Origin of the sequence: Cupriavidus sp. SZY C1 (genome assembly GCF_032190535.1) — a bacterium.
GTDB lineage: Bacteria > Pseudomonadota > Gammaproteobacteria > Burkholderiales > Burkholderiaceae > Cupriavidus > Cupriavidus pauculus_C.
Window position 1 is genome coordinate 43589 of the sequence record NZ_JAUANU010000009.1, and the last position, 26785, is coordinate 70373.

General features: G+C 67.1%; 19 protein-coding genes and 1 tRNA gene. 5 read left to right on the forward strand and 15 right to left on the reverse strand.

Annotated elements, in window-relative coordinates:
- Nucleotides 1-15: 15 nt before the first annotated feature.
- Genes QTN24_RS15190 through QTN24_RS15205 form a run of 4 tightly spaced genes read left to right on the forward strand, consistent with a single transcriptional unit; the run spans nt 16 to nt 3159 of the window.
- Nucleotides 16-855 (forward strand): hemin ABC transporter substrate-binding protein, encoded by an 840-nt coding sequence (locus QTN24_RS15190; RefSeq protein WP_313837940.1) that lies wholly within the window; start codon nt 16-18, stop codon nt 853-855.
- Complete coding sequence (locus QTN24_RS15195) at nt 855-1844, forward strand: iron ABC transporter permease (RefSeq protein ID WP_313837942.1); 990 nt, start codon at nt 855-857, stop codon at nt 1842-1844. Before QTN24_RS15190 ends, QTN24_RS15195 begins: the two co-directional genes overlap by 1 nt.
- Nucleotides 1844-2638 carry a heme ABC transporter ATP-binding protein gene (locus QTN24_RS15200; protein ID WP_313837944.1) on the forward strand — a complete coding sequence of 265 codons (795 nt, stop codon included), beginning with the start codon at nt 1844-1846 and terminating at the stop codon, nt 2636-2638. Before QTN24_RS15195 ends, QTN24_RS15200 begins: the two co-directional genes overlap by 1 nt.
- A gap of 26 nt (nt 2639-2664) precedes the next feature.
- A complete protein-coding gene (locus QTN24_RS15205; RefSeq protein ID WP_313837946.1) occupies nt 2665-3159 on the forward strand; it encodes a hypothetical protein in 495 nt (164 codons plus the stop codon).
- Between the two features lie 37 nt (nt 3160-3196).
- Here the strand turns inward: QTN24_RS15205 and QTN24_RS15210 are convergent, their stop codons facing one another.
- Together QTN24_RS15210 and QTN24_RS15215 are read right to left on the reverse strand one after the other, a co-directional pair.
- Complete coding sequence (locus QTN24_RS15210; protein ID WP_313837948.1) at nt 3197-4615, reverse strand: HAMP domain-containing sensor histidine kinase; 1419 nt, start codon at nt 4613-4615, stop codon at nt 3197-3199.
- Nucleotides 4602-5270: a response regulator transcription factor gene (locus tag QTN24_RS15215; protein WP_313837950.1), complete on the reverse strand. Its 669-nt coding sequence runs from the start codon at nt 5268-5270 to the stop codon at nt 4602-4604. Before QTN24_RS15215 ends, QTN24_RS15210 begins: the two co-directional genes overlap by 14 nt.
- Nucleotides 5271-5688: 418 nt before the next feature.
- Here QTN24_RS15215 and QTN24_RS15220 point away from each other — a divergent pair, with 418 nt between their 5' ends.
- Nucleotides 5689-5901, forward strand: a complete 213-nt coding sequence (locus tag QTN24_RS15220) for a hypothetical protein (protein ID WP_124684615.1) — start codon at nt 5689-5691, stop codon at nt 5899-5901.
- 188 nt (nt 5902-6089) lie between these two features.
- Here QTN24_RS15220 and QTN24_RS15225 read toward each other — a convergent pair whose 3' ends face one another.
- From QTN24_RS15225 to QTN24_RS15285, 13 genes are all read right to left on the reverse strand, one after another.
- On the reverse strand, nt 6090-6485 hold the full coding sequence (locus QTN24_RS15225) for a hypothetical protein (RefSeq protein ID WP_313837953.1): 396 nt from the start codon (nt 6483-6485) through the stop codon (nt 6090-6092).
- A gap of 97 nt (nt 6486-6582) precedes the next feature.
- The gene (locus QTN24_RS15230) at nt 6583-6831 is read right to left on the reverse strand and encodes a hypothetical protein (RefSeq protein ID WP_313837954.1); all 249 of its coding nucleotides are present in this window, start codon (nt 6829-6831) and stop codon (nt 6583-6585) included.
- 186 nt (nt 6832-7017) lie between these two features.
- On the reverse strand, nt 7018-7404 hold the full coding sequence (locus tag QTN24_RS15235; RefSeq protein WP_313837956.1) for a hypothetical protein: 387 nt from the start codon (nt 7402-7404) through the stop codon (nt 7018-7020).
- Nucleotides 7405-7570: 166 nt separating this feature from the next.
- Nucleotides 7571-8002 carry a VENN motif pre-toxin domain-containing protein gene (locus tag QTN24_RS15240; RefSeq protein WP_313837958.1) on the reverse strand — a complete coding sequence of 144 codons (432 nt, stop codon included), beginning with the start codon at nt 8000-8002 and terminating at the stop codon, nt 7571-7573.
- Nucleotides 8003-8140: 138 nt separating this feature from the next.
- On the reverse strand, nt 8141-8440 hold the full coding sequence (locus tag QTN24_RS15245; protein WP_313837960.1) for a hypothetical protein: 300 nt from the start codon (nt 8438-8440) through the stop codon (nt 8141-8143).
- 924 nt (nt 8441-9364) lie between these two features.
- Nucleotides 9365-16948 (reverse strand): filamentous hemagglutinin N-terminal domain-containing protein, encoded by a 7584-nt coding sequence (locus QTN24_RS15250; RefSeq protein ID WP_313837962.1) that lies wholly within the window; start codon nt 16946-16948, stop codon nt 9365-9367.
- A 111-nt stretch (nt 16949-17059) separates the two neighbouring features.
- A complete protein-coding gene (locus QTN24_RS15255; RefSeq protein ID WP_313837964.1) occupies nt 17060-17866 on the reverse strand; it encodes a peptidyl-prolyl cis-trans isomerase in 807 nt (268 codons plus the stop codon).
- Nucleotides 17867-17878: 12 nt separating this feature from the next.
- The gene (locus QTN24_RS15260) at nt 17879-19630 is read right to left on the reverse strand and encodes a ShlB/FhaC/HecB family hemolysin secretion/activation protein (RefSeq protein ID WP_313837966.1); all 1752 of its coding nucleotides are present in this window, start codon (nt 19628-19630) and stop codon (nt 17879-17881) included.
- A complete protein-coding gene (locus QTN24_RS15265; protein ID WP_313838215.1) occupies nt 19615-22077 on the reverse strand; it encodes a filamentous hemagglutinin N-terminal domain-containing protein in 2463 nt (820 codons plus the stop codon). Before QTN24_RS15265 ends, QTN24_RS15260 begins: the two co-directional genes overlap by 16 nt.
- A gap of 512 nt (nt 22078-22589) precedes the next feature.
- Nucleotides 22590-22683, reverse strand: a tRNA-Ser gene (locus QTN24_RS15270).
- A gap of 154 nt (nt 22684-22837) precedes the next feature.
- Nucleotides 22838-24088: an aspartate kinase gene (locus tag QTN24_RS15275; protein WP_124684645.1), complete on the reverse strand. Its 1251-nt coding sequence runs from the start codon at nt 24086-24088 to the stop codon at nt 22838-22840.
- Between the two features lie 199 nt (nt 24089-24287).
- Entirely contained in the window at nt 24288-25781 is a 1494-nt protein-coding gene (gene tilS, locus QTN24_RS15280) for a tRNA lysidine(34) synthetase TilS (RefSeq protein ID WP_409559035.1), read from the reverse strand.
- Nucleotides 25747-26718, reverse strand: a complete 972-nt coding sequence (locus tag QTN24_RS15285) for an acetyl-CoA carboxylase carboxyltransferase subunit alpha (RefSeq protein ID WP_124684646.1) — start codon at nt 26716-26718, stop codon at nt 25747-25749. The genes tilS and QTN24_RS15285 overlap by 35 nt, the downstream gene beginning before the upstream one ends.
- Nucleotides 26719-26785: the final 67 nt, after the last annotated feature.

Below are 26785 nucleotides of genomic sequence, written 5' to 3' on the forward strand. Positions count from 1 at the left end.
ATGTTCCACTGCACCATGACACTGCTGCGCCCCGCGCTGATGTCCCTGCTGTGCGCGGCGGGGCTGGCCCAGGCCGCGCCGCCCGCCCGTGTGGTCGGGCTGGGCGGCGCGGTGACCGAGATCGTGTACGCGCTGGACGCGCAGGCGTCGCTGGTGGGCGCCGATGCGTCGAGCATCTACCCGCCGGCGGCGCTGAAGCTGCCCAAGGTTGGCTACTACCGGTCGGTATCGGTCGAAGGGCTGGCCAGCCTCAAGCCGGACCTTGTGCTGGCCGCCGACCACGCCGGCCCGCCGCAGGCGCTGGAGCAGATCCGCAGGCTCGGCACGCGGATCGTGACGCTGCCGTCGGCGTCCACGCTGGCGGCGCTGGACCAGCGCATCCTTGGCACCGCCACGGCGCTGGAGATACCGGAGCGGGGCCGCGCGCTGGTCGACCGGCTGCACGCCGAACTGCGCGACATCCGCCCGGCCGCGCAGCCGGTGCGCGTGCTGATCGTCAGCAGCCATACCGGCAGGATGCAGGGCATGGGCCAGGACACGCCGGGCCACGCGATGCTGATGCTGGCCGGCGGCACCAACGTGCTGGCCAACCAGACCGGCTTCAAGCCGTTCTCGGCCGAGGCCGCCGCGGCGCTGAAGCCGGACGTGATCGTGACCACGGCGATGTCTGTCAGTGCGAGCGGCGGCCCCGAGGCGTTCCTGGCGCAGCCCGGCCTGAACGCCACGCCGGCCGCGCGCCAGCGCCGCATCGTCGTGATGGACGACCTGTTGCTGCTGGGCTTTGGCCCGCGCCTGCCCGAGGCCCTGCGCCTGCTGCAGGCCGGGCTGGCAGCGCCGCAGCCGGCGGGCCGCTGATGCGCCGGCATCGACCCGCCATCTTCACCGCGCTGTGCGGGATGGTCGTGCTGGCCGCGCTGGGCACGGCGGCCAGCGGCGCGCTGTCGATCCCGCATGACCGGCTGCTGCCGCTACTGTGGTCGCCCGCAGCCCAGGGCGACGACGCGATGTGGCGCAACGTGCTGATCGAAGTGCGGCTGCCGCGCATCGTGCTGGCCGTCACCGTGGGCGCCGCGCTGGCGCTGTCCGGCGCCGTGATGCAGGCGCTGTTTCGCAATCCGCTGGCCGAACCGGGGCTGATCGGGATTTCGCTGGGCGGCGCGTCGGGCGCGGTGGCGGCCATCGTGCTTGGCGCCGACGGCTTGTCCGGGGTCGCGCCGGCCGCGTTCGCCGGCAGCCTGGCGGCGACGATGCTGGCCTACCGGCTTGGCTCGCGCCGCGCCGGCATGGCCAACCTGCTGCTGGCCGGCATCGCCATCAACGCGATCTGCGCGGCCATCGTCGGCTTCTTTACGTATCAGGCCAGCGACGTGCAACTGCGCAACCTGACGTTCTGGAACATGGGCAGCCTGGCGGGCGCCACGTGGCCAATGCTGGCGTGGCTGGTGCCGCTGGTGGCGGCGCTGAGCGCGCTGCTGCTGCGTGACTGGCGGGCGATGAACGCGCTGCTGCTGGGCGAGCGCGAGGCCCAGCACCTGGGCTTCGACCTGAAGCGGCTGCGGCGCCGGCTGATCGTGCTGACCGCGCTGCTGGTGGGCCCCATCGTCGCGGTGACCGGGACGATATCGTTCGTCGGGCTGGTCGTGCCGCATCTGGTGCGCATGCCGCTTGGCGCCGACCATCGCTGGCTGCTGCCGAACACGCTGGCCGGCGGCGCCATCGCCATGACGCTTGCCGACTGGCTGGCACGCATGGTGGTGGTGCCCGCCGAGCTGCCAATCGGCATCGTGACGAGCCTGGTGGGCGGGCCGTTCCTGCTCTGGATGCTGACGCGGAGGGCCCGCTGATGCTAGTCGCCCGGAATCTGCAGGGCCACCGGGGGCGCCGCCAGGTGCTGTCCGGCATCGACCTGCGCTTGCCGCCCGGCGAAGTGCTGGGCGTGCTGGGCGCGAACGGCGCCGGCAAGAGCACGCTGCTCGGGATGCTGGCCGGCGAGATTGCCGCGCCGGGGCATCCGGCCGACATGCTCACGCTGAACGGCCGTCCGCTGGCGGACTGGCGGGCCGATGCGCTGGCCCGCACCCGCGCCGTGCTGCCGCAGTCGCCGGGACTGCATTTCGATCTGGACGTGACCGAGGTGGTGGCCATGGGCGGCTACCCGTTCCCGGAACTCGATCGGCCTGGGCTGGACGGTTTGATGGCGCGCGCGCTGGCGCTGGCCGATGTCTCGCATCTGGCGCGCCGCGACTACCAGAGCCTGTCCGGCGGCGAGCAACAGCGCGTGCAGTTTGCGCGCACGTTGGTGCAGGTGCTGGCGTGCAAGCCAGCCGACAGCTATCGGGCGCTGCTGCTGGACGAGCCGATTTCTAGCCTGGATCCCCGGCATCAGTTGCGGCTGCTCGACAGCGTCCGCTCGCTCGCGCGGTCCGACGGGCTGGCCGCACTGGTCGTGCTGCATGACGTGAACCTGGCCGCGCGCTGGTGCGACCGCTTGCTGCTGCTGGCCGACGGCCATGCGGCCGCCTGTGGCACGCCGGCCGAGGTGCTGACGGCGGCGAACCTGGCCCACGTCTACGGCCTGCCGGCCACGGTGATGGCGTCGCCGGTGCACGCGGGCGTGCCGTTCGTCGTGTTCGGCTGACGGCGGCGCTCCTTCAGAGACTTGTCATGACGCCCCGCCTGCCAACCGTCCTGCACGCGCTGGGGGCGCTCAAGCCGGCCGCGCTGGCGCTGCCGGTGATCGTCGCCGGCGCCATGATGTTCGCCGAACTCGGCCATATCGGCCTGACCATCGCCGTCGGGCGCGTGGCGCTGGATCGCGCGCTGGAGCGGTTCCACGTGGACGCCGCCGCGCCGCCGGCGCCCGCCGTGGTGGCCCGCCAACTGCGCACGCGGATGGCGGCGGCGTCGCACCAGTATCTCGACGACGGCGACATTCCGACGGTGGCGGTAGAGCGCTTCGCGTCGCTCGATACGATTGGCGCCGCCCCGGCGAACACCCGCCCCGCCGCGCCGGTCTGGCGCGTGACCGTGGAGATCCGGCGCGACTTCCTGACGCCGCTGCCGCGCCTGCTGGGCGTGGGCGGCAACGCGTTCCGCTACCAGTACCAGCGGCTGGTGGAAGACCCGCAGCCGCGGCCGTCGGACATGCAGCGCGGTTAGGAAAATCGGCAGGGCTTGGCGGCTGGCAAGCCGACTGCTACGTCTTCATCGCGCCCTTGAGACTGGCGCGGTCGCTCCAGTGCCGGCGGTCCAGCACCAGCGCCGCCAGCAGGCCGCCGGGGCGGTTTTCTTCCAGGACCAACTGGGCGCCATGGAGCCGCGCGATGGCGTTGACCAGCGCCAGTCCCAACCCGCTGCCCGACTGCGACGCGCCGCCCAGACGCCGGAACCGCTCGACGGCCTGCCCGCGCAGGTCCGCCGGAATGCCGGGCCCGTGGTCGGCAACGCCCAGCGCCAGTGCATCGCCCCGGCGCCGCGCCAGCAACAGCAGCGTCTTGCCGTCGGGGGCGTACTTGATCGCGTTTTCGACAAGGTTGGACAGGGCCTGGAACAGCAGCGCGCGGTCGCCGTAGAGCGCGCGGCCCGGCTCGGCGTCGATCCGCAGGGCGAGGTTGGACATCGACACCAGCGGCGCGTAGTACTCGGCCAGGTCGTCGAGCAGCGTGCGGGCGTCGAACCATTCGAAGGCATGCGCGCAGCGGCCGGCCTCCACTTCGCCGATGCGCAGCACCGCGCGGACCATCCGCTGGATGCGCTCGCCCTCTTCCAGCGCGCCGAGCACGTCGTCGCGCATGGGGTCGTCCACACGCTCCGCTAGGTTGGCCAACCGGTTATGCATTCGCGTGAGCGGCGTGCGGAGTTCGTGGGCCAGATGGCTGCTGACGCTCTTGACCTCTTCCATCAGCCGGTTCACGCGGTCGAGCACGTGGTTGATGTCCTGCGCCAGCAGGTCGATCTCGTCGCCATTGCGGCGGCACGGCACCGTGGCGTCGCGCTCGCCGGTCACGTAGCGGCGCAGCGCATTGCGGATGCGGTCGACGCGGCGCATGCTCTGCACGCTGGCGTGCAGGCCGATCGCCAGGCTCGTCAGCAACACCGCGAACAGGCCGGCGCCGGCCACCAGCGGAATCACGCGCAGCCGCTCCTGCATCGGCAGGATGTCGTAGCCGCTGAAAAACACGCCGCCGTCGGCCAGCGGCACCAGCACGCCGAACAGCCGCGCCTCTCCGGCATTGGGGTTGCTGACCGTGACATTGCGCCAGGCCAGCGCGCACGGCGGCGCGCATCGCAGCGCGGCATGGACGCGCGCGTCGCCGAACAGCAGCCCGCCCGCGGGGGACAGCACGAGCGACCGGCTGCCCTCGCGCTCTCGGCCCTCGTCGCGCGCCAGCGCCACGGCCAGCCGCCGGGCATCGGCAAGATGCTGGCCGCGCTCCTGCGCGCGGACGTCGGCCAGCACCATGTCGCGCACGTGGCCGTGCAGCAGCACATCGATCTGATGCGCGCTCAGCAGGACCGAGCCGATGGCCACCAGCAGGAACAGGAACGCCACCACGGAGGCATGCCGGAACGTGCGCGTCTCCAGCAGGTGGGCGGCGCCCTCAGCCCAGGACATAGCCCACTGCGCGCACGGTGCGCAGCAGCGAGCGCGGGAAATTCCGGTCGATCTTGCTGCGCAGTTTCGAGACGTGGACGTCGATCAGATTCGTCTGCGGATCGAACTGGTAACCCCAGACCTTCTCCAGCAGCATCGCGCGCGTGACCGTCCGGCCGATATGGGCGGCCAGCACCTGCAGCAACGCAAATTCCTTTTCGGTGAGATCGATGACCTGGCCGCCGCGCGAGACGCGGCGCTCGCGCCAGTCGATGCAGAGGTCTTCCAGCCGGGTCACCCAGTCGGCGTCAGCGAGCGCCGCACGCCATTTGGCCAGCCCTTCCAGCCGAAGTAGCAACTCGGTGAAATCGAACGGCTTGCCCAGATAGTCCCCGGCACCGGCCCGCAGCCCTTCTACGCGGTCGCTGGGCTGATCCACGGCGGAGAGCACCATGACGGGCGGATGCGGATGATCGGCCAGCGCACGCAGCACGCCGATGCCATCGATTCCGGGCAGCATGCGGTCCAGCAACACGGCATCGAACGCCTCGCCCCGGATCAGTTCGAGCGCGTGCTCGCCCGTATCGGTCAGCCGGCAATCATGGCCATTCTGCTGCAGCTTGGACCCCAACCATTGCCTCACCCGCGAATCGTCCTCGACGATCAGCACACGCATGACTGTTCACCCTTCCCCAACAAACCCGTCCATCGACCCTGCGGTTGACTGGCATCTCTTTGTGATCTGTGCCGGTCGGGCATAATTCTACATGAGAAGCATTCTCATTTGTAAGGGGATGGGAGCCGAAGGTATGGGGTGATCTTCAGTTGCAGTGCATTGTCAACCGGCATCTGGGCGCGGACCCCCGCGCAGCCACGCCGCTTCCAGGGGGCAGGCCGTTGTACCGCGGCGACGGTGGTGCCCTGTGGTCTCCCGCTACCAACCGCTCTCCGCGACGTCGGTCTGCCCGAGTAGTCGGGGATTGTCTGGCATCAAATCTCTGAAGCCCCCAAAAATGTAGTGTCACGCAGGTAGGGTTTGGGGGTCCCAGCCGGCCCCCTGGTCAACATCTCGCTGGTTTTCAAAGGGGACGCCAATGACAATTGCAACTTTCAATCATGTGCGATATATCGGTCCGGATGACCGCACGCCGGGCGTTCGCTTTGGGGATATCGGGTACGTTACCAAAGACCACGATGATGGTAGCTTTGAAGTCGAGTTCTCCTATCGGGACGGCATGATCAGGTTTCTGGCGGTGATACTCGGTCGTGATCTGGAGCGTGCAGATAAATGGTTAGATCCGGTGTGAAAGTGGTGCTCTTGCGGGATCGCGCCATGGCAGCCTTCGGGGTCGTGCGCTTCGACCTGCAGGGCGAGCACGTCGTCGTCGATGACGTGCAAACGGTATCCGACTCACCTCTAGAGCCGTAAGCAGCGCCACAGAAACGACGAACCCGGCCGAAGCCGGGTTCGTCATGTCCGCGCCACTAATAACAACTACCACCAGCGTTCGAACTCTTTGAACTGAAGCGTTACATGGGCAAACGTATCGGCATCAATCGGAGAACGGAACGTGGCAGTAGTAATGGCTCCAGAGGTATCACGCTTCTTCATTTCCCACGCTAGCTCCAAGCACCCGCTCACCACGCCGAGCGTCAACGTGAAGTGATCACCCATATCAACAAGAGAGACCTTCGTTGTATCAGGTCCGGCTAGCCCCTGAACAAACGTATCCCACGTTGCGCAGTCGAACCATGCATTACCCCTATACGCCAGCTTATGTCCGAACTGCTGCACATCAACAGCGATCTGCATCCTCATTGACGGAACATGTTCATCCGTCTCGACAACGTCAAGGCACAATCGCAAGGGCTTTTCAATATTGATAACCATGGCTTGTACTACTCTCCTGTGGGAAGTGCATGGATAAGGGCTGGCATTTGCCCGGGCTGTCGCGGCAGGGCAAACTTCAACTCCCATCCTCCTACATTCACGCAATGTTGACGAAGTCTTCCTGCGTGCACTCCGTGCCGCACTCGGTCATCAACCTCGCATTTTCCCGTGCAGCAATGCCTCGCGCTGGACCGCGCGAGGTCGCATTATTTAGCGCCTCGTTCTGCGCGGCCAGCGCCGCCGCAGTGGCATTCGCCCCCAGCAACTGCCCGGTAGCCCCACCAATGAGCGTCGCCAGGCCAACCGTCACCGCCTGACGCACCGGGTCATCACTGTAGTTCGGCACCGGGCTATCGGCGTAGATCCCATCCCGAATCAACGGCGCCGCTATCGCACTGGCCGCCCCGCCAATGGCTCCCGATGCTTACTGCGAAAAAACTCGACCAGTTTTGGGGTGTGCTGGCCCGCCGTGCCTCGGTACGGGAGAGTCACGCGCTGGTGCACGCCCCCGTGGGCCCTCAAGACGTACGCACTATTTGCGCTTTCCAACATACGGTGAAGGTGAGGCAAACCACAAGCCACCTGGGTCTGTGTCGCCTGCACCAGTAGAAAGCCATTCCTGTACCACCGCATCTGCGACCTCCTTGATATCAACGCCATATTTGGGTTCCAGAATCCAGTCGTACTCGGTTCCCCCGCCACCCACAACTGGCTTTGCACCGCTCACCAACAAGGAGAACACACATCTTCTGACAAATTCTGTCAAATCAACATCTACCAGCTCATAGCCATATCGTCCGGTCTGAACAATTTGCCACAGCCCGACAGCGTCTATCGGCAACTCACCCGGAACCGTCTCTATGTACTCCGCGACAGTCAGACCGGAGAAGTTGTCCCTGGCTTGAAGATCAAATGTCATTTCGGGTGAACCTTAAATCCAGGTGGCAGAGCAGGATCGGTACTCTTGACCACGTCAATGGTTGTACCACTACCGGTACTAGTTCTAATGCCGAAGACAGAGTCATCAGGCCTCTGGTACCAAGAACCAGCATATCCCGCTGGCGTATTGACCGGAGTAGCTCCATTCAGCAATTGCAACTGCAGTTGATTGAATTAATCCGTTGTAACCGTTCTGATACCGGGGCCCGCGCCAGGATTGACGTACCCGGTTGGCTGTCCCCCGGCATCAGAATGCTATCGATATTGCCGCTTCCGGCTTTGGCCCCACCAAGCACCAACGGACTCGGCCCCACCACCGGCGGCACGGCATTGGCCATCCCCGGCTTATTGCCAACCTGACCCAGCGCGCGTCGTTCAGCCTCCATCATCTTGCGCACGTCGTCCGGTATGGGCGGCTTCTTCGTACCACTGGTCGCATTGTTCAGCGACTCGTTCTGCGCTGCAAGCGCAGCGGAAGCGGCGTCCGTACCGAACAGGGCACCGGCCGACGTACCGATCAGCGTTGCAAGGCCGACCGTAAGCGCCTGACGCATCCGTTCATCGCGGTAGTTCAGCACCGGACTGTCAGCATAGACTTGGTCCCGAATCAACGGCGCCGCAATCGCACTCGCTGCCCCACCAATCGCCCCTTAAGCGCAGTTTTCTCCCTTGGCAGATCCGCGCCGCGCCGACCAATGCACTGCAGAGGTTTCAGCCTAATCCTTCAGCGGGCGGAACTCGACGAGGGTATCTGGACCCAGTTCCTCTCCAAGCCGCCGGCTAAGCTCTAGTCCGCGCTGATTATGGTGAATCCGATCCTTATCCGAAGGAAATTGCGAGTCAGGAGGATAGTCCTCCCGGAAAGTTACCTGATACTCATGGTCCCAAACTCCTAGATCGGCAAGTAGCGATTCGCTCAACGGTAGCGACTCCGGCTCCACGTAACCCATTTGATCAACGTCAGCACAGAAGATCGGAGGGGCACCATAGACGGCACCGAAACGAATAGTCTTCATTTAATGGGCTTCCACGTACTCACAGGGTTCGCTCGCACGATGTACCCGTTTGAACCAATCCCGACGGAAATGTACTGCGGCCTACCGCGATATGCAATCTCGTAGACCGGGGCGGAACCGTTTGTTCCAACGATTTTCCCTTGTGTAACAGCTTGCATCACGACAGAGGGAATATCTGCAGCTGCAATACCCTTGTTGTCGAAAATCGCCGGCATGTCGCTTTAGGATGTGCTGTAGACCAGAACTGGAATTTCCAGTCTCAATGGCATCGCGGCCGAGCAGCGCGCCGGTCGCCCCGCCGATCAGCGTCGCCAGGCCCACCGTTACCGCCTGTCGCACCGGGTCATCGCTGTAATTCACCACCGGACTGTCGGCGTAGATCCCATCCCGAATCAACGGCGCCGCAATAGCCGATGCCGCCCCACCAACCGCCCCATATCCAGCATCCGACGCGGCCCACGTTGGCAACGACCCGCAACCCTAGACGCGGCTTGGCTTTGCGAGCATCGAATGCTCCAACGCGGGTGCGCTTCCCAAGTATTTGCCCAGACGTGGTTTTTGGCCGTTCAATCCGATTTGGCTGCGCAGCAAGAAGGCTCTTAGTGTCCCTCACTCGGTCACGTCTGCAGACCCTTCGAACTTCAGACCTGCCGAAACCGGTAGCTTTTGCCTACCGATTGAGTACCGAGGCGTACCACTCGTGTCCCACCAAGTCTCCGGGCTCAAGATAGCGAGAGAAGGGATGCATATTTCTTGTAGCTAGGGCGGCATCGTTCGATTCCTGCGGGTCACACCATTCGGACTCGCAGTCCTCGCACATAACAAAGAGGCTGCCCTTGTCTCCCTCGGATGCCACAAGCACTCGCCCCTGACCACAAATCGGGCAGGTTTCGTTGATAACGGCATAGTGTCTATAGGTCATAGTTATTTTGATTTAGGCAGGGGAAGACCGTTTCCGGGGAATGCGGTAATAATTTGGTTCGTTCCATGCACCGTGATAATGGTGACGGCGTCTAAGTTCTGGCGCTGCCCAGTGTAACCACCTGCGTATCCGGAATTCTGGCGAGGCACCACATAAATGTCGGTGCTGCCGCTGGTCACCGGTTGGATACCAGCCTGCCGAGCAATATTCCATGCGTCATTCACTGTCGAAACCGGATCGCCATAGAACACGCCCTGGTTTGGCTTGTTCAAATTAAGGTCGCCATGCTGAGCAACGATGTGATCGGGGCGCGATTCGCCAGTCTTGCTGACAATCGACCAATCCAACCCTGGCTGAGAGTTGCTATCCGATCCCGCCCCGGGACCTACACCATTCTGGATCTGCGCAATTGCCGTCAGGCCCGCGCAGAGCGCCGGCGCCAGCATACACCCCGGATTGCCCAGAATCGTTGGCCCCTGCGGACCGCCTGCGGGCGTGCCTGTCAACGTCGAACCCTGCGGTCCATTGTTCGGCGTCGCAATTGCATTGCCCTTGCTGTTCTGCTCTTCCAGCGGATTTGTGAGCGGATCGGATTTCTGCGGCCCGTTGTTCGGTGTGCCGATGGGGTCATCGGTCACCACCGGCATCGGCATCATCACCACACCAAAGGGGGTCGGGACCGGCCGTGGCACGATCTTCACGCTCAGCGAGTTATTCAGCGCCTCGTTCTGCGCCGCCAGCGCCGCCGCAGTGGCGTTCGTCCCGAGCAACGCGCCAGCAGAGCCACCGATGAGTGTCGCCAACGCGATGGTCGTAGCGTTGTAGCCGATGTTTCCATACCTGACCGTCTGCGTGCCATCACCGTTGTCGATGATGGTCTGCTTCCCGTCATACAGCCCATCGCGAATCAGCGGCGCCGCAATGGCACTGGCCGCCCCACCAACCGCACCACCCGCACAATCCCCACCCGTCAGCCCCTGCGCCGCGCAGCCGATCAACGCGTGGGCTGCCGCGTTGGCGATGATGCTGTTCGTCGTCGCCCCCTCCGACCCGATCCCCGGTAACTTCACCCCGGCCGCGTTCGCCGCGAGCGCTGCGGCGTCCCTCACCAGTCCGCCCGCAAATGCTTGCCCGAAGCTGCCGCCGTATGCGACCGTCGTAATCCCGGCGCTGATCGCCGAGCGGACAACGCTTGCCTGGGCATAGCTGCCCAGCTGCCCTGCCGCCTGGGTCCAGTTTCCCTGCGCGATGTTGTCGCCAATGCTGCCGATGCCAGCCTTGTCGAGCCCCAGCGCGCCTAGCGCGCCATGCGTCAGTTCAGCCGTCAGGCCGGAGATCGCACCGGCCTTCAACGCAGCGCCGATGTTCAGCGAACCGGTGGTAATTACCTGGCTCACCATGCTGGACAACGTGCCCGACACCATGGCCACGGCCGCTGCCTGCATCGCCGTCATCTGTGCCACGGCCACTCCCATCAGGGCAGCCCCCGCACCCGCCGTGACAATCGAGATCGCCACCGCCGCCACCATCGCCACGATCTGGCCGATGACGCCGAAGCCCTTCTTTTCCTTGATGAACCGCGTGTGGATGTCGTCGGCCACCGTGCCTTCGATGTAGTCCAGGCCCAGGCTTTCCTTGAGCTGGGCCACCAGTGCCGCGCTGGCTTCCTCGTCCACCGACCCGTCCGGGCGCGTGATGCGGAACGCGTCGTTGATCGCGCGGATGCTGTCCGCCTCGATCTCCATATGCATCGCCGACAGGAAGCCGCCCGGTTGCACCACGGTGCCGGTAACAACGTTCCAGCCGCCCTGTGCCTTGTAGGCATTGGTGCCGATCGACACCACGTTCGGGCTCAGGTCCAGGCTTCCGGCCTTGACCGCCAGCGTGTCGGTGGCAATGACCTGTCCGCTGTTGCGTAGCTGGCCGTCGACCGTCAGCCTGATGGTCTCGCCGCTGATGGTGCCGCCCGTGGGTGCCGCCAGGGCCTGGGCGTAGCCTTCCGGCAGGTACACCTGCGGTACCAGCGCCTTGACCGGCGGACAGATCGTGCTCGCCGCCGTGCACCGCGGATCCGGCACGGCCTGTTCCACGTACCAGAGCATCGGCGCGTCCAGCGCCTTCACCTGGTCATCGCTCAGGGCCGTGCCCAGCGCGATGTGGTGCGCCTTCGCGTAGTCCGCCGCGTTCTTGTAGAGCGCCAGCTTTTCCTGGTCCGCGACCGACAGGTTGTTCTGGCTGTCCCACGCCAGGCCATTGATGAAGCTGTCCTGCCCGGTCTGGGCCAGCGCAGCCTGCTGCAGCTTCTGGCCTTCGGTGTATGGGTCGAAGTAGAACGTCACGTTGCCCGGACGCAGTGCCGGCGGGAGCTGCCCGATCAGGCTGTCCGGCGTCACGCCCGCCAGGACGCCCGTCGCCGGGTTCGGGCTGACGTACCGGGCGCGATCATCCTGGCCGGTTGGCGTCGAAATTGGTGTGCCGTCCGGCCTGGCGCTGAAATGCCAGTCCACCGTCGGGGTGGAGCCGGTCGTCGGCGCGCCCGGCGTGGCGACGATCACCGGGGTGAACTGCCACGGTTCGGTCGGGTCGGCGGCCGGGGTCGTGGCCGGCAGCGATCCAGCTGGCACGGGCGTGGGCCCGAGCGGAATCACCTGGCGTGGCGCGGCGTTGCCAGGCGTCGGCTGGTCCGGGCTGATGATGCCGTTGACCATCGAGGCGCCGGTCAGATCCACAACAGCCCCCATCAGGTTGCCGGTGTTGACGATCTGCCCGCCTGCGCTGACCGACAGCGTGTTGCCCGCCCGGATGCCCGACGCGATGTTGCCGATGGCCGCGCGGCCGCCGGTGTCGTGCCAGCGGTCGCCGCCGCTGCGGTCTTCCTGCCAGCGGCCGATCCAGTCGGCGTTCAGTGTGATGGCCGTATTGTCCACGCCGCCGCTGGCGCGGACGCTGACGTCCCGGCCGCCGCTGATCAATGCGCCGTGGTTGTCCAGCGATTCCGTCTCGATGGTGACGTCGCGCGCCCCGCTGATGACGCCGGCTGGGCCCGTCGCCGCATCCTCCTTGGCCGCGCACTGGCTGTTGCCATAGGTGCCACCCGGATTGCAGCCGCCGGCATAGGGCGGATTCTGGCCGCCGTAGCTCTTGTGCAGTTGCACCGGGTCCAGCGACGTATTGACGAGCGACGCGGCCGTGATCGCCACGTCCCCGGCGACGGACTGGATGGCGCCCGCCCGGTTGGTTACCGTGCCACCCGCCGTGATATCCACCCTGCCCTGCGCCGCCAGCGTCGCGCTGAGGTTCTGCACACCGCCGGCGTTGATCGTGAGGGCGTTGCCGGCAGCCACCGTGCTGGGCGTCTGCTTCCACACCACCGACTGCACCGTGGGACTGCTGTCGTCCGGACAGTCTGCACCGGGCACGCAGCCCTGCACCGTGCTGACGTTGACCTCGTGCACGCCCTGGTTGGTGAACGTGCCCGGCGTGGTGATCCGGATATTGCCGGCCGCCGCGATATCGCCAGCGTTGGTCAGATCGCCGGTGCCGTTCAGCGCCAGGTTGCCGCCCGAGGTGATCTGCCCGGCCTTGCCGAGCTGGTAAGTGGTCGACGACTGCGTGGGCGCCGCCACTGCCGCATTGTTGCTGTCCAGCCCGACGTTCACCGGTGCCGCGGTGATCGGCGCCGCACCGCAGCTGTCGGCCATACAGGGCGGCGGGATGGTGCCGAACAGCAGCTTGTTGTTCTCGTTGCGGAGCTGACTGTTGGGCACGTTCTGGGCCAGGTCCTTCAGGCTGGCCAGCAGCGCAGCAAACTCCGCCTGGTTGACGGCGTCTGTCACGCCATTCACCAGTGTCGCCGAGCGGCCGTTGTCGAGGCTGCCGACATCGAGCGTGACGTCGCGCGCCGCCGCGATGACGCCACCCTTGTTGGACAGGGTCGACGCGGCGATGTCGAGATTGCCGCCCGCGATGATCTGGCCGGCGGCCCCATCGGTCTGCTTGACCACCGTACGGTCCACGGTCGGCAGCGCCAGCGTCGTGCCTGCGCCGTTCACCGGGTACCGGCTGGTCACGTCGACGAGCTGCCACATCTGCAGGTAGGTGATGCCGGCGTCGCCACCTGATGAGTACGGCTGCCAGCCCAGTTCGGGCGCGATGCCCTTGCCGTCGGCCGTCTTGCGAATCTCGCCGAGCGTGAGATTGACCGGCACCCCGGGCCTGGGCCAGAAGGTGTTGCCGAACACCCACGGCGCATAGCTGCCGATGACCGTCGAGGCCAGCAGCGCGTCGTTGTTCACCTTGCCCGTCGTGCTTCCCGCATCCACGGGCCCCGCGCGGTCGTTGACCACGGCGCCCGCGGCAATATGCAGGTCACCGATGGCGCCGAGCACCCCGCCCGTATTGGTGACGGTGCCGTCGATGTCGATCTTCAGGCTGCCGTTGGCCTGCGTCTTGGCGCCGGTGTTGTCGTAGTGGCTGCCGGTGATCGCGATGTTGCCCAGGGCCTCGGCAACCCCGCGGTTCGTGACATTGCCATCCAGCGCCAGGTCGGCGTTGGCGTGCAGCGTGCCGGTGTTGGTCAGGTTGCCCGCCGACAGCGACACGTTGCCCCCGCCCACGATCTGCCCCGTGTTGGTCAGCGCCCCGCCGGTCGCCAGCGACAGATCGCCGGCTTTCTGGATGGTGCCGCTATTGCTGATGCCCTGTCTTGCATCGAGCACGACGCTTCCGCCGGGGACGGTCCAGGTGCCGGTGTTGTGGATCGCCAGCGCACCGAGCGTCACCGTACCGTTGGCATCGATCTTTCCCATGGCCGCCGCGGACGGATCGAACACCTGGTTCCACGCGTGCAACGTAAGGTCATTGCCAGCCAGCAACTGCCCGCCGACGTTGTTGAAGCTGCCATCGCCGCCAAGCACCGACATCACGAGATTGCCGGCCAGCGGATTCTGGCCGCTCAGGTCGCCCGCGAAAATCGTGCCGCCCTGATTGCTGGCGAGCGCGCCCGTCGACACCGTCAGGCTCTGCGCGCCGGACAGCAGGCCGGCGGCGTTGTCGAAGGCATTGGCGACGGTGATGTTGACGGTCTGCCCGCCCAGCACGCCCCGGTTGGTCAGGTTCGCGGCGTCGAGTTTCACCGTGCTGCCAGCCAGCGTGCCCGCATTGGTCAGCGACCCTGCCGACGCCTGCAACCGCTGTACGGCAACCGTGCCGCCGGCATTGTTCACCGTGGCGCCGCTCAGGGTGATGTTCGTCGCGGTGGTGTCGCCGGTCATCGTCAGGCCGCGCGTGGCAGCGGCGTCCAGCGTGCCGTTGATGGCGTTCTGCTTGCCCGCTGGCGCGCCGATCGCCACATCGCCGCCGCGCAGCGTGGCGTCCTTGCCAACCCACGTCAGGTCGCCCACCTGGAGCGTGCGTCCCGCCGAAACGCCAAGATTGCCGCCCGTCATCGTGCTGCCGGACAACGTGGCGTCCTGCGCCGCCGAAACGCCGGCGTTGCCCAGGCTCGTCAGCGCGCCGCTGATCGTGGCCGACCCCGTGGCAGCCGTCACGTTCGCATTGCCGCCGCTCGACAGGCTGCCCGAGACCACTGCATTGCCACCCGCCGAAACCGTGGCGTTGCCGTTGGCGATCATCGCGCCGTTGACGGCGACGTTGCCTTGGGTCGCCGTGATGGCGGCATCGCCGGCGCTCTGCGCCTGGCCGCCGATCGTCACGTCCCGCGCTGCCCGCAGCGTCATGCCCGCATTGCTGCCGATCTGCCCGCTCGTGGCGATGCTGCCGCTCTGCGCCGTCACGTCAAGCGCGCCATCGGCCACCACCTGCCCACCGAGTTGGACGTCGGTCCCGGCCTTCACGCTGAGCGTGCCGGGCGACACGACGTTGCCCGATGTCGTCACGCTGCCATCCACGCCGACAAGCGAGACGTTGCCCGTGGTGCTGCCCGCCGCGCCCCGGATCGTCAAGTTGCGCTGGGACGCAAGGTTCAGGTCGCCTGCCGACACCGCGCTGCCGTCGATCACCGTGTCGCGCGCGGCCTGCAGGGCGATGGTCCCCGGCGAGGTGACGTCGCCGCCGAGCCGGATATCGCCGCTGCCGCCCTGCCCCGCCGCCTTGACGGCGATCGTGGCACCGCTGACCGCGCCGCCGACGTCGACATGGGTTGCGGCGTCCAGCGCCACCGCCTGCTGCGCCCTGACGCCGCCGGCGCCCTGGATCGCGCCTTCCGCAGACGTCACCGTCAAGCCGCGCCCCGATTCCAGCGTGCCGCCCAGCGCCACGTCGCCCTGGGCATTGACCGTGTAACCCGCCTCGCCGATGCCATTGCCGGCGGCCTCCAGCGCGCCGCCCGCCTTCAGCGCAACCTCTTGCTTGGCATAGCTGCTGCCGATCCTCAGGTTCCCAGCGGCGTCGATTGTCAGGCCACCAGCCGACGCGGCCAGATTGCCGTCCGCGCGCACGCCCACCCCAGCGGCGGTGCTGACAATGTGGATCTGCCCGGCATTCATCGCGCCGAATGCGGTGGCGTCGATGGCCAGCCCGTTGGCCGCCGTGGTATTGACCGCAGCGGTGTTGGCGCCAGCCGGGCTCGTCGCCAACCCGTCGCCATCGGGCCTGACCAGTTGCCGGCCAGCGATCAGGTTGATCTGTCGCCCGGCGTTGATCGCGGCGTCGACACCGATCGATTCCGCGATCAGGCTGATGCTGCCGACGCTACCCTCGATGCCCGTGCTCGGCGCGCCCGGCGTGGGGTTGCCGATCTGGATGCGGCCGCCTTCCACCAGAAAGCCCGCCGTCGCCGCGACATCGAAGCTCGTGGACGCCCCCGAAGCCGACAACCACTGCGGCGTGCCCGTCGTCAGCGTGACCTGCGAAGTATTGGTAAAGCCCGCGCCATTCGTGTGGATGCCGCCGGGCGCGGCAATCACCACGCCGGCCTGCGCGCCGAAGACCTCGACCATGCCGTTGATCTGCGCCGGCGCACTGCTGGTGACCTGGTTGACGATCAGCCGCGCGGGGCCCGACGCCGCGAGATTGGCGTTGCCGGCCACCTGTCCGCCCAGGAAGGCGCCGCCGCCGGTGACGCTGTTGTTCAGGATCAGCCCGATGGGGTCGACGACAAAGGACCGGTACTGGTTCAGCGAGACGCCCTGTGCGTTCGGCGTGGTAATCCCCACGACCGGCACGCCGCCGGCCGGCGCACCGGGGCCCGTCGTTGCCGTGATTGCCGGCGTAAACCGGATCGGCGCGTTGGGGTCGACCACGGGTGCCGCGGCGGCCTCGGCGGGGCCGAAGCTCACCACGACGGGCAGGCGGGCCATCGCCCAACTGAGCAGCCCCTGCCGCACCGCGCCCACATGGGTCGCCAGGCCGTCGACCGGCGTAACGCCCGCCGCAATGACCCCGGCCGCCTGCCTGGACTGCTGCAGCGTGATCGACATCGGGCCCACCCACATCGTGATGGCGAGCAACGTCGACAAGGTGCGGGCGACGAGGCTGCGACGGCCGCGGTCGGCCAGCGAGACGTCGGTGGCGGAAGCGTTGGACAAGGGAACGGGGTACAGCGTGGCCGGGCGGTCGCGATGCATGGAATGGCTGAACAGCGTGCTTCAGTCGGAGGTCGTCAACCGGCGTGCCCTGCGGGCATGCCGTTGAAGACAGGAAGGGGAGAACGAGCGCTCGGGCGCCCGGCGCCGTCGTTACTGGGTAATCCTTGCCTTCGCCAGCAGGCCGGTCACGAGCGCCACCGTGGCGCGTTCCAGCGCCTGCGCCTGCAGGGCCTGCCGGATGCCAGGCGCCGCCGTGTCGAAGGACGGCACCTGCGTGGGCCGCACGGCATCGACCTTGACGACGTAGCGGCGCTCGCCGACCACCACCGGCGACGGGCTGACGGCCCCCGGCGGCAGCATCGACAAGGCCTGCGCAATCGGCAACGGCAGCGTCTGCGTCTTGCCCTCCTGCGCCGGCACCTTGAAACTCACCCAGTCCATCGCGCCGCCAGCCGCCTTCGACGGCGCCAGGCTCACGTCCTGCGCGATCCTCGCGAAATCCTCGCCGGCCTTGATCCGGCCCAGCACGGCATTGGCGGCGGCATCGTCCGCCACCTCGATCACGCGCGCCTTGTATTCCTTGTCGCCGAGCGTGGCGACGATGGCGTCGTACCGCGCGCGCACCTCGGCGTCGGTCACCGGCGCGGGCTTGATGTGGTCCTTGAGCCAGGCTTGCGTCAGGATCTGCTGGCGTGCCTCGCGCAGCAACGCCTGCACCTCGGGCCGCTGCTCCAGCGCCTTGTCCTTGGCGGCTTCCTGCCGGAACAGCTCGCGCGCGATGAGCTGCTGCTTGATGGCCTCGCGCGCGGCCGGGGAATCCGGCAGCCCGGCTGCCTGCACGGCCTGGGCGATGGCGCTGTCCGGAATCGCCACGCCATTGACCGTGGCGGCGTGCGCCCCTTGGAGGCCGATGGCCATCACGGCACCAAGGACTGCGCGGGTGACTTTCGCTTGCATGGCTTGCTGCTCCTAGTAGATCCAGTTCAGGGTGGCCAGCGCGATCGCGCGCCGGGGCCCCAGGCTGGCGGGCTGCGCCAGCGGCGCACCCACCAGAACTTCGCTTGTGAAGGTTTGTCCCGCCCACTGCGCCGACAGACGGATACCCGCGCCCGCGCCGGCAACTGCCTGCCATCGGCGCGTTGCCACGTACTGCGTCTCGCCGCCATCCAGGAACACATACGGTTCCATGCGCAGGCCGCCCAGCACCGGCGCGTTGATCCACGCGAATTCGTTGCGCAGATAGGCGCCACGGTCGCCGGCGATCACGCCTTCCCGGAAGCCGCGCACCGTGCTCATGCCGCCGGCGTAGACCTGCTCCGACCCGAACAGCGCGACGTTGGTCCACTGTCCGACCAGCTGGGCCCGCCACGCCACCTGCGCCCGTCCGGCCACCGGGGGCAGCGGCAGTTGCAGGGTCGTGCTGGCGTCGAACTTGTTGAATTGCGCGTGCGCTTCGTCCCGGCGTATATCGGACGGATCGTCGGTCGCATGGAACGATGTCAGGCCGCGCGAGTAGCCGGCTTCCGCCGTCACGTAGCCCTGCTGCGCATTGGCGGCGAACCGCCACAGCCCGTTCCAGGCGGCGCGCAACACGGTCAGCCGCTGCGGGTCCAGTTGCAGGTTGTTGATCTCGCGCTCGCTCTTGCGCCACGTGAGCGTCAGGTCCACGGCCTGCCGGCCGCGCTGGTTGCGCGTCAGCACGCGGTTCCATCCGAGCGTATGGCCCATCGACCGGCCGTACAGCAGCGCCGTGTCACCGATCGTGTTCTGGTATTCCGACAGCGAAGCCGTGTAGCTGAACGTGTTGTAGCCGAACGGCACCGCGGCCGACGCCACGGCGGCATTGGTGTCCGACGTGCCCACGTAGCTCACGCCCAGCGATTCCTGCAGCCCCAGCGCGTTGTCGGCGTCGACCCCCAGCCGTGTGCGGGAGATACCGGTGACGCGGCTGCCGTAGTTGTCCACGCCCGCGTTGAAGCGGAACCGGTCGCCGGGCTGGTTCGCCAGCGCTACCACCGAGCCTCCCGGCGTCTGCCCCGGCAGGATCTGCAGCTCCGCGCGATTGCGGCGCAGCCGGTTCAACTGATCGACACCCTGTTCGAGGTCGGCCAGCCGCAGCGTGTCGCCCGGCGCGGGAAACTGCCACACCGTCCCGGCATCGGTGATCCAGCCGCCGGCCGCCGTGTCGAACAGCGGCAGCGGCCCCGGCCGCAGTGTCTTGCCGTTGAGCTGGAGCGATTCCACGCGGCCCGGCACAACCGTCACGCGCAGCACGCCGCTGGCCAGGTTCTGCTCGCCAAGGTAGGCGCGCGTGGTGATGTAGCCCTTGGCCACGAACGCCTCGGTGAACCGGCGCAGCAGCAGGTTGATGCGGTTGGCGCCGAGCCGTTGACCGATGAACGGCGCCGTCACGGCATCGACCTCCGCATCGGACAGCACCGTGTTGCCTTCCACCTCGATGCGGCGGATGTCGAACGTAGCTGCCGTCTCCTCCACGTCCTCCACGCGCACGTCGGGCGCCATCGGCACGCGGCTGTCGATCTGCGGCGGCGGCTGGGTGGCCTCTCGTTGCAGATCGCGCTGCCGCTGTTCCCGGAGCAGGCGTTGCGCCGGGTCCTCCGGCGGCAGGGGCCCGATGGGCGACACCTGCGCCTGCACGCCGGCCGAAGCCATCATCGCCATCAGCGCGGCGGCGGCCGCCCGCTTCATCGCCACAGCCATGTCGTCAGGCCCAGATGGTTTTCCACCGATACGGAATCCTGCTGGCGCGACCGGCTCACGCTGGTGGCGCCCGCGATGGCCACGTCGCCATCGAAGCTGCCGCCATTGACGACGGCATCCCCGCCGATGCGTGTGCGGCCGGTCGCCATCCAGCTTCCGCCGACGTCCATCGCATACAGCCGCGCCCAGGTATCGCCGAAGAACGCCTTGAATCCCCGGTCGCGCGCGATCGCCGTGTAGCCGGTGAGCCCCGACGCATACGTGACCGGCGCGTCCACGGTCAGGTCGCCCAGCGCCAGCACGCGGCCGCCGATGTTCTCGGCGGCCCGGCCAGCCGTGATGTCGATACCGCCGCCCGCCGACAACAGGCCGCCGGTCACCGCGGTGTTCGACGACGCCGACGTCCGGCATACGATCATGCAGGTGCGGGCGTAGTGGGCCTGCCCGGTCGTCACGCCCTGTGTGCGGAACGTGTCTGCGGCATGGATCGATATCGCGCCGTTGTTGGCGTAGATCTCGCCGCCGGTGTTGAACACGTTGCGGCCGCTGAGCGTCGTGCCGGTGTCCGATAGCAGATAGGCAGTCTGTCCCGGGCGATCCACCGCGCCATAGTCGATGTCGTACGTGCTGGACCGCTTGGAGAGCACCAGCCAGCGCCGCCCCGACGTGGCGTCCACCACGGCCTGGTCGCCGTTGGCGCCGGGCTGCCTGGTGATCTCGTTGATCAGATCGCCCGTCGCCGCCACATCGAGCCGCGCGTTCGACAGCATGCGCGCATGCCGATTGACGATATCGCCCCCGGCCAGCACGACGACATCGTCGGCGGCGCCAAAGAAGATGCCCAGGTACTGCGGCGTCGAGCTGTTCAGGATGGCGCCACCCGCGCGCACCGCCAGCGCGCCTTCCGACCCGGCCTGGTCGGAGCGGGTCTGGCCTTGCACCAGCGCGCCGTCGTTGACAAGATCGCCATCGATGCTCAGGCGGACGCCGCCGTGTTTGGCGATGACGGTCGACTGGCGCGTGGCCGAAGCCAGTTGCATGGCGCCGGCCTGGATCTTGACGTTCGACGCCGCCAGCACGTCCGCGTCCTGCTGCTGCCAGAGCCCGCCTGCCTGGACCTCCACGTCACCGCCCGTGGACGACAGCGTCGCATCGCGCAACGTCAGGTCTCCGGTCCTGATGGACACCCCGCCGACGCCGTCGATATCGGCCCCGCCGGCATGCAGGTCCGTGGCCAGCACCGACAGCCCCCCCTGCCTGGAAGTCAGTGCCGATCGCCCGCGCCCGGCGCTCACGCTCAGTCCGCGCGCCCCCTGGCCTTCGATCACCACGTTGCCGTTGGCGTTGAGCCGTACACCGGCCAGCGCAATGCCCGCGCCGGCATCGAACAGGCCGATACCGCCGCTCGCGTCCAGGGCGGTGTCGGCAAGCGCCAGCGTCCGGCTGCGCGTCTGGCCCGGTGCCCCGATGACGATGTCGCCCGTTGTCGACGTGCCTGCCGCGATGGCACTGTCGGCCAGTGCGACGCGCTCGGAAGTTATCTGGACGTGCCGGCCTGCGGTCATCGATCCGCTGCCGAACAGCCCGCCGCTATCGATCCACACATCGCGCGTGGCACCGACCTTGCCCCCGCCAAGCTGCAGGTCGCCGGTGCCGGAGATCAGGAAATCGCCAGCCGTCGCATACGCGGCGCCGGCATGCCGCACGCCCGCGCCCTGATCGGTCACGATGACTTCCACCCGGCCGCCGAGCAGGCTGCCCGCGCTGGTGATGTCCAGCGCGAGGTTGCCGGACGAGGCGCCGCCGGCTGCGTACGAGATCCACGGCGACAGGTTGTCGCCCGGCGATACGCTGGCATCGATCTCGGCATGGCTGTCGCCAACCACGGCCCGGACGCGAGAGTTCGGATCGGTATAGCGGTTCTCGACCCTCCCGGCCACGCGGAGCTGCTTGGCGATCAGTTCGAGGTTCAGCAGCGTGCCCGACAACCCACCGGGCCCGATATCGATGGCGCCCTGCCGCGTGCTGAGCACCAGGTTGCGCTGGAGCTGGCCGTTGACCGAGACGTCGTTGAAGGTGACCTGCCCGGTGGTCAGCGCCAGGTTGCCGATGTTCTGGACCACCATGCCGTTGACGCTGATGCCGTTGGGATTGGCGATGACGACGTTGGCACGCGGCCCCAGCACGTTCAGCGGGCCTTCCAGCAGCGACGGGCGGGTGCCCGTGACCTGGTTGAGTATCGTCCGGGCGCGAGCGGTGGCGTTGTTCAGGTCCACACCCGCCGCCGGGACGTTGAACTCGCGATAGTTGTTGGTGGACACGCCGCCCACGGCCGCGGCCACGCCCACGGCAATACGGCCGCCGGCCCCGACGGCAGCCGTCGTGGCAGTGCTGCCATCCGGCACGATGCCGGACGCCAGCGCAGGCGCAGCGAACACGCACAACATCAGCGGCACCCAAGCGCCGCTTCCTGAAAGCCAGAATCGGTACAAAGAACGACCCCTTCTCACGACATGGTGTGGAACGTCGCTGCCATGCCGCGCATCCGGCCCGGGCCACGTTTTTCTGGGGCGCGACTCTAGCAATATCGAAACCGGTCGAGAAGGCGATCGTGACCGATACGCAACGCGCAGCGGGCTTGTCGTGGGGGTTTCTTAATCCAGGTCTAAGGGACGCCGAAAAGGTGGCACAGGGCGGCGATGGCATGCTCCTCGGCGGAGAAGCCTCGGCGGATGCGGGCGGAGCAGGGAAACGGGCGACTACAGCGAGGTTGCAGGATGCCGATCACTGCGATGTACCGGCATGCGGCTTGGGCTTGCCAAGGCGAGAAAACCCGTCGGTGAGGGGCCGGTGCAACAGCCACCGTCCAGGGCGCGCGCATCGCATCGAAAGCGGGCCCAAAAAAACAAAACCCCGGAAGACCGCGATCTTCCGGGGTTCGCCGCCAATACAGACGTAGTGGCGGAGACGGAGGGATTCGAACCCTCGATCCAGGTTTTGGCCCGGATGCTCCCTTAGCAGGGGAGTGCCTTCGACCTCTCGGCCACGTCTCCCAAACTTTTGTTGTGCAAGGGAGGCTGCACAACAGAGCGCGTATTCTAGCGAGGCAGTCCCGACTGGTCAACGAATTTTCGATGAACCGTGACAAAAATCGCGGCAATCGGCGCCGCGATCGTGTCGCGCCGGAACGGCCTTACCAGCCACGGATCACGCCTGATCCAGCTCGAACACCTTGTGGAGCGCGCGCACGGCCAGCTCCATGTACTTCTCGTCGATCAGCACCGAGATCTTGATTTCCGACGTGGAAATCATCTGGATGTTGATGCCCTCTTCCGACAGCGTGCGGAACATCTTGCTGGCGATGCCGACGTGCGAGCGCATGCCCACGCCCACCACCGACACCTTCGACACCTTCGGATCGCCCGACACGCTGGCCGCGCCGATGTGGGCCTTCACGCCGTCGTTCAGGATCGTCAGCGCGCGCTGGTAGTCGGCGCGCGGCACGGTGAACGTGAAGTCGGTCTTGCCCTCGACGGACTGGTTCTGGATGATCATGTCGACGTCGATGTTGGCGTCGGCGATCGGGCCCAGGATCTGGTAGGCGATGCCCGGCTTGTCCGGCACGCCGAGCACGGTGATCTTGGCCTCGTCACGAGCGAAGGCAATGCCGGAGATGACGGCTGCTTCCATTTCAGAATCTTCCTCAAAAGTAATCAGCGTGCCCGAGTGCATTTCCTGCTCGAGCGGCATCAGGGGATCGGTCAGCGACGACAGCACGCGGGTCTTCACGCGGTACTTGCCGGCGAATTCCACCGAGCGGATCTGCAGCACCTTGGAGCCCAGGCTGGCCATTTCCAGCATTTCCTCGAAGGTGATCTGGTCGAGCCGGCGGGCGTCTTCCACCACGCGCGGGTCGGTCGTGTACACGCCGTCCACGTCGGTGTAGATCAGGCACTCGTCGGCCTCGATGGCGGCCGCGATGGCCACGGCCGAGGTGTCCGAGCCGCCGCGGCCCAGCGTGGTGATGTTGCCGTCGTCGTCGATGCCCTGGAAGCCGGTGATGACCACCACCTTGCCCGCCTCCAGGTCACCCAGGATGCGCTCGTCGTCGATCGATTCGATGCGGGCCTTGGTGTAGGCCGAATCGGTCTTCACCGGCACCTGCCAGCCCGTGTAGCTGACCGCGTCGATGCCCTCGCCATGCAGCGCGATGGCCAGCAGGGCCACGCTGGCCTGCTCGCCCGTGGACGCCAGCATGTCCAGCTCGCGCGGGTCCGGCTGCGCGGAAATTTCCTTGGCCAGGCCCAGCAGGCGATTGGTCTCGCCCGACATGGCCGAAGGCACCACGACTACGCGGTGACCGGCGCGGTGCCACTTGGCCACGCGCTTGGCGACATTCTTGATGCGTTCCGTGGAACCCATCGAAGTGCCGCCGTATTTGTGAACGATGAGAGCCATCTTCTTGTCGACGCCAGCGATTGTGCAAAGCCGATGAAATTACACGATGCGCCGCGTCCCGTAAAGGCCAGCGGACGAAGAAAGGCCAAAAACGTGGCAAATTTGACGCTGTTTTTATGTGAATTCTATTCACATAGAGAATTAAATCTGTCCCTATTTATGACGTAAGGTGGGGCCACCCGGCCCGCTTGCCAGCTCTTCAGCGTCCGGCAACCGGCGCCGCCAGCCACTCCACGCGCCAGCGCGGCGCCCCCTCCACGGCGGCCGGCCAGCGGCGATGCATGCCCAGGCCGCCGGCCATCACAAGCTGCTCGCCACCCTCGGTCGATGCGCTCCACAGCAGCGGCAGATACAGGCGGCGCCAGGCCGGGATGCCGGCCTCCTGGTACGCCTGCTTCAGCGCCCGCGCCGGGCCACCGGGCCGCAGGACGATACGTTCGCCGCCGGCCCTCGCGGCCAGCCGCAGCGGTGCGCGCAGCACGGCTTCAGGCACGCCGAAGGTGTCGTCCCGCGCGAAATGCAGTTCGCCCCGCCATGCTGGCACCACGATGCGGGCTTCGCCGTGCCAGTCGAACGCGAACGGCGCCGGCGTCTCGTCGGGCACGCGTTGGCAGGCCAGCACGCGGCCACGGAACCGGCGCAGCACCAGTCCATCGTGCGCAATGGCGGGCTCTCCGCCGCCATGTTCGATCAACTGCGCGCGCATCGCCGCCAGCCGCGCGGTGCTGGGCGGCTGGGCGCCGAGGTCGCGCAGCCAGTGCCGAAGCACCGCATCGGCGTGCTCGGCCGGCAAGGCGCGCAGGCCGGCGAGGTCGAGTTCAGAAAGGGTATCGGCATCGCGCCCGGCGCAGACCAGCCGCGACAGCGCCTGCTCGGCCAGCGCATCGAGCATGCCGGCGGCCTGGCCGAAATGGGCGGCGGCCTGGGTCACATTCTCGTAAAGCGCGGGGAATGCCTGCAGCAGCCCCGGCAACTGCGCGCGCAGCGCGTTGCGGGCGAACCGTGTGTCGGCGTTCGAAGGGTCGTCGATCCAGCGCAGGCCGTGCGCGTGGCAATAGATATCGATATCGGCACGCGACACATCGAGCCAGGGCCGCAGCAGTTGTACGTCGCCGCGCGCATCGAGCGGCCGGCGCGCCGGCATCCCGGCCATGCCGGCCACGCCGGTGCCCCGGAACAGCCGCAGCAGCACGGTTTCCACCTGGTCGTCGCGATGATGGGCGAACAGCAGCAGCCGGGCGCCCTGCTCACGGCACATCCGCCCCAGGGCGTCATAGCGGGCGCGTCGCGCGGCAGCCTCGATGCCCTCGCCCGCCATCGGCCGAACGGCGACGCGGGTACTGGCCAGCGGCACGTCGAGCTCGGCACAGAGCGTCGCGCAGAAGTCGTCCCATGCATCGGCCTGCGGCTGGAGCCCGTGATGGACGTGCAGCGCCACCAGCCGCGCCAGCGGCCACGTAGCGGCCAGCGCCCCGCGCGCGGCATGCAGCAGCGCCACGGAATCGCGCCCGCCCGACAGCGCCACGGCCACGGTGGCGGGCGGCGTGCCGGCGGCTTCCGGGGCGCCAGAAACAACAAAGGCCGCACTGGCCTGTAGAGCCTGTGCGACCTTGTCGGTCAGACGCGCGGTCAGGTGCGTCGGGTCTTCGGTGCCCACGTCACTCCTGGGCGCCGGTTTCCTTGAACTTGCCATAGGCCATCAGGCGCTCGTGGCGGCGCGCCTGCAGTTCCTTGACGCTCATGCCCTGGAACTGGCGCAGCGATTCGGCCAGCGACCGCTTGAGCATCGTCGCCATGCCCTTCGGGTCGCGGTGGGCACCGCCAAGCGGCTCGTTGATGATCTTGTCGACCAGGCCCAGCGCCTTCAGGCGGTGCGCGGTCAGGCCCAGCGCCTCGGCGGCTTCCGGGGCCTTCTCGGCCGTCTTCCACAGGATCGACGCGCAGCCTTCCGGCGAAATCACGGCGTACGTGGCGAACTGCAGCATCTGCACGACGTCGCCCACGGCAATCGCCAGCGCGCCGCCCGAGCCGCCCTCGCCGATGATCGTGGCAATCAGGGGCACCTTCAGGCCGGCCATGACGTAGAGGTTGTGGCCGATCGCCTCCGACTGGCCGCGCTCCTCGGCGTCGATGCCCGGGAACGCGCCCGGGGTATCGACGAACGTGAAGATCGGCAGGCCGAACTTGTCGGCCAGTTCCATCAGGCGCTTGGCCTTGCGGTAGCCCTCGGGCTTGGACATGCCGAAGTTGCGCAGCGCGCGTTCCTTCGTGTCGCGGCCCTTCTGGTGGCCGATGACCATGCACGCCTGGCCGTTGAAGCGCGCCAGGCCGCCGACGATCGACAGGTCGTCGGCAAACGCACGGTCGCCGTGCAGTTCATGGAAGTCGGTGAAGATCTCGCGCACATAGTCCAGCGTGTACGGACGCTGCGGGTGGCGCGCGATCTGCGCAACCTGCCACGGGGTCAGGTTGGCATAGATATCCTTGGTCAGCTGCTGGCTCTTGCCGGCCAGCCGCGAAATCTCTTCGGAAATGTCGACAGCCGAGTCGTCCTGCACAAAGCGCAGTTCTTCGATCTTTGCCTCGAGCTCGGCAATCGGCTGCTCGAAATCCAGGAAGGTGGTTTTCATAAAAACGCGGACCTGTCTGTGAAGGGGCGCATTCTACCGGAAAAACTCCAGAAGACTGCGACCCAAT

Bases quoted from the DNA above. Each gene is read 5' to 3' on its own strand.
- QTN24_RS15190 (WP_313837940.1), top strand. From the start codon at position 16: ATGACACTGCTGCGCCCCGCGCTGATGTCCCTGCTGTGCGCGGCGGGG.
- QTN24_RS15195 (WP_313837942.1), top strand. From the start codon at position 855: ATGCGCCGGCATCGACCCGCCATCTTCACCGCGCTGTGCGGGATGGTC.
- QTN24_RS15200 (WP_313837944.1), top strand. From the start codon at position 1,844: ATGCTAGTCGCCCGGAATCTGCAGGGCCACCGGGGGCGCCGCCAGGTG.
- QTN24_RS15205 (WP_313837946.1), top strand. From the start codon at position 2,665: ATGACGCCCCGCCTGCCAACCGTCCTGCACGCGCTGGGGGCGCTCAAG.
- QTN24_RS15210 (WP_313837948.1), bottom strand. From the start codon at position 4,615: ATGTCCTGGGCTGAGGGCGCCGCCCACCTGCTGGAGACGCGCACGTTC.
- QTN24_RS15215 (WP_313837950.1), bottom strand. From the start codon at position 5,270: ATGCGTGTGCTGATCGTCGAGGACGATTCGCGGGTGAGGCAATGGTTG.
- QTN24_RS15220 (WP_124684615.1), top strand. From the start codon at position 5,689: ATGACAATTGCAACTTTCAATCATGTGCGATATATCGGTCCGGATGAC.
- QTN24_RS15225 (WP_313837953.1), bottom strand. From the start codon at position 6,485: ATGGTTATCAATATTGAAAAGCCCTTGCGATTGTGCCTTGACGTTGTC.
- QTN24_RS15235 (WP_313837956.1), bottom strand. From the start codon at position 7,404: ATGACATTTGATCTTCAAGCCAGGGACAACTTCTCCGGTCTGACTGTC.
- QTN24_RS15245 (WP_313837960.1), bottom strand. From the start codon at position 8,440: ATGAAGACTATTCGTTTCGGTGCCGTCTATGGTGCCCCTCCGATCTTC.
- QTN24_RS15250 (WP_313837962.1), bottom strand. From the start codon at position 16,948: ATGCATCGCGACCGCCCGGCCACGCTGTACCCCGTTCCCTTGTCCAAC.
- QTN24_RS15255 (WP_313837964.1), bottom strand. From the start codon at position 17,866: ATGCAAGCGAAAGTCACCCGCGCAGTCCTTGGTGCCGTGATGGCCATC.
- QTN24_RS15260 (WP_313837966.1), bottom strand. From the start codon at position 19,630: ATGGCTGTGGCGATGAAGCGGGCGGCCGCCGCCGCGCTGATGGCGATG.
- QTN24_RS15265 (WP_313838215.1), bottom strand. From the start codon at position 22,077: ATGTTGTGCGTGTTCGCTGCGCCTGCGCTGGCGTCCGGCATCGTGCCG.
- QTN24_RS15275 (WP_124684645.1), bottom strand. From the start codon at position 24,088: ATGGCTCTCATCGTTCACAAATACGGCGGCACTTCGATGGGTTCCACG.
- tilS (WP_409559035.1), bottom strand. From the start codon at position 25,781: ATGGCAAGTTCAAGGAAACCGGCGCCCAGGAGTGACGTGGGCACCGAA.
- QTN24_RS15285 (WP_124684646.1), bottom strand. From the start codon at position 26,718: ATGAAAACCACCTTCCTGGATTTCGAGCAGCCGATTGCCGAGCTCGAG.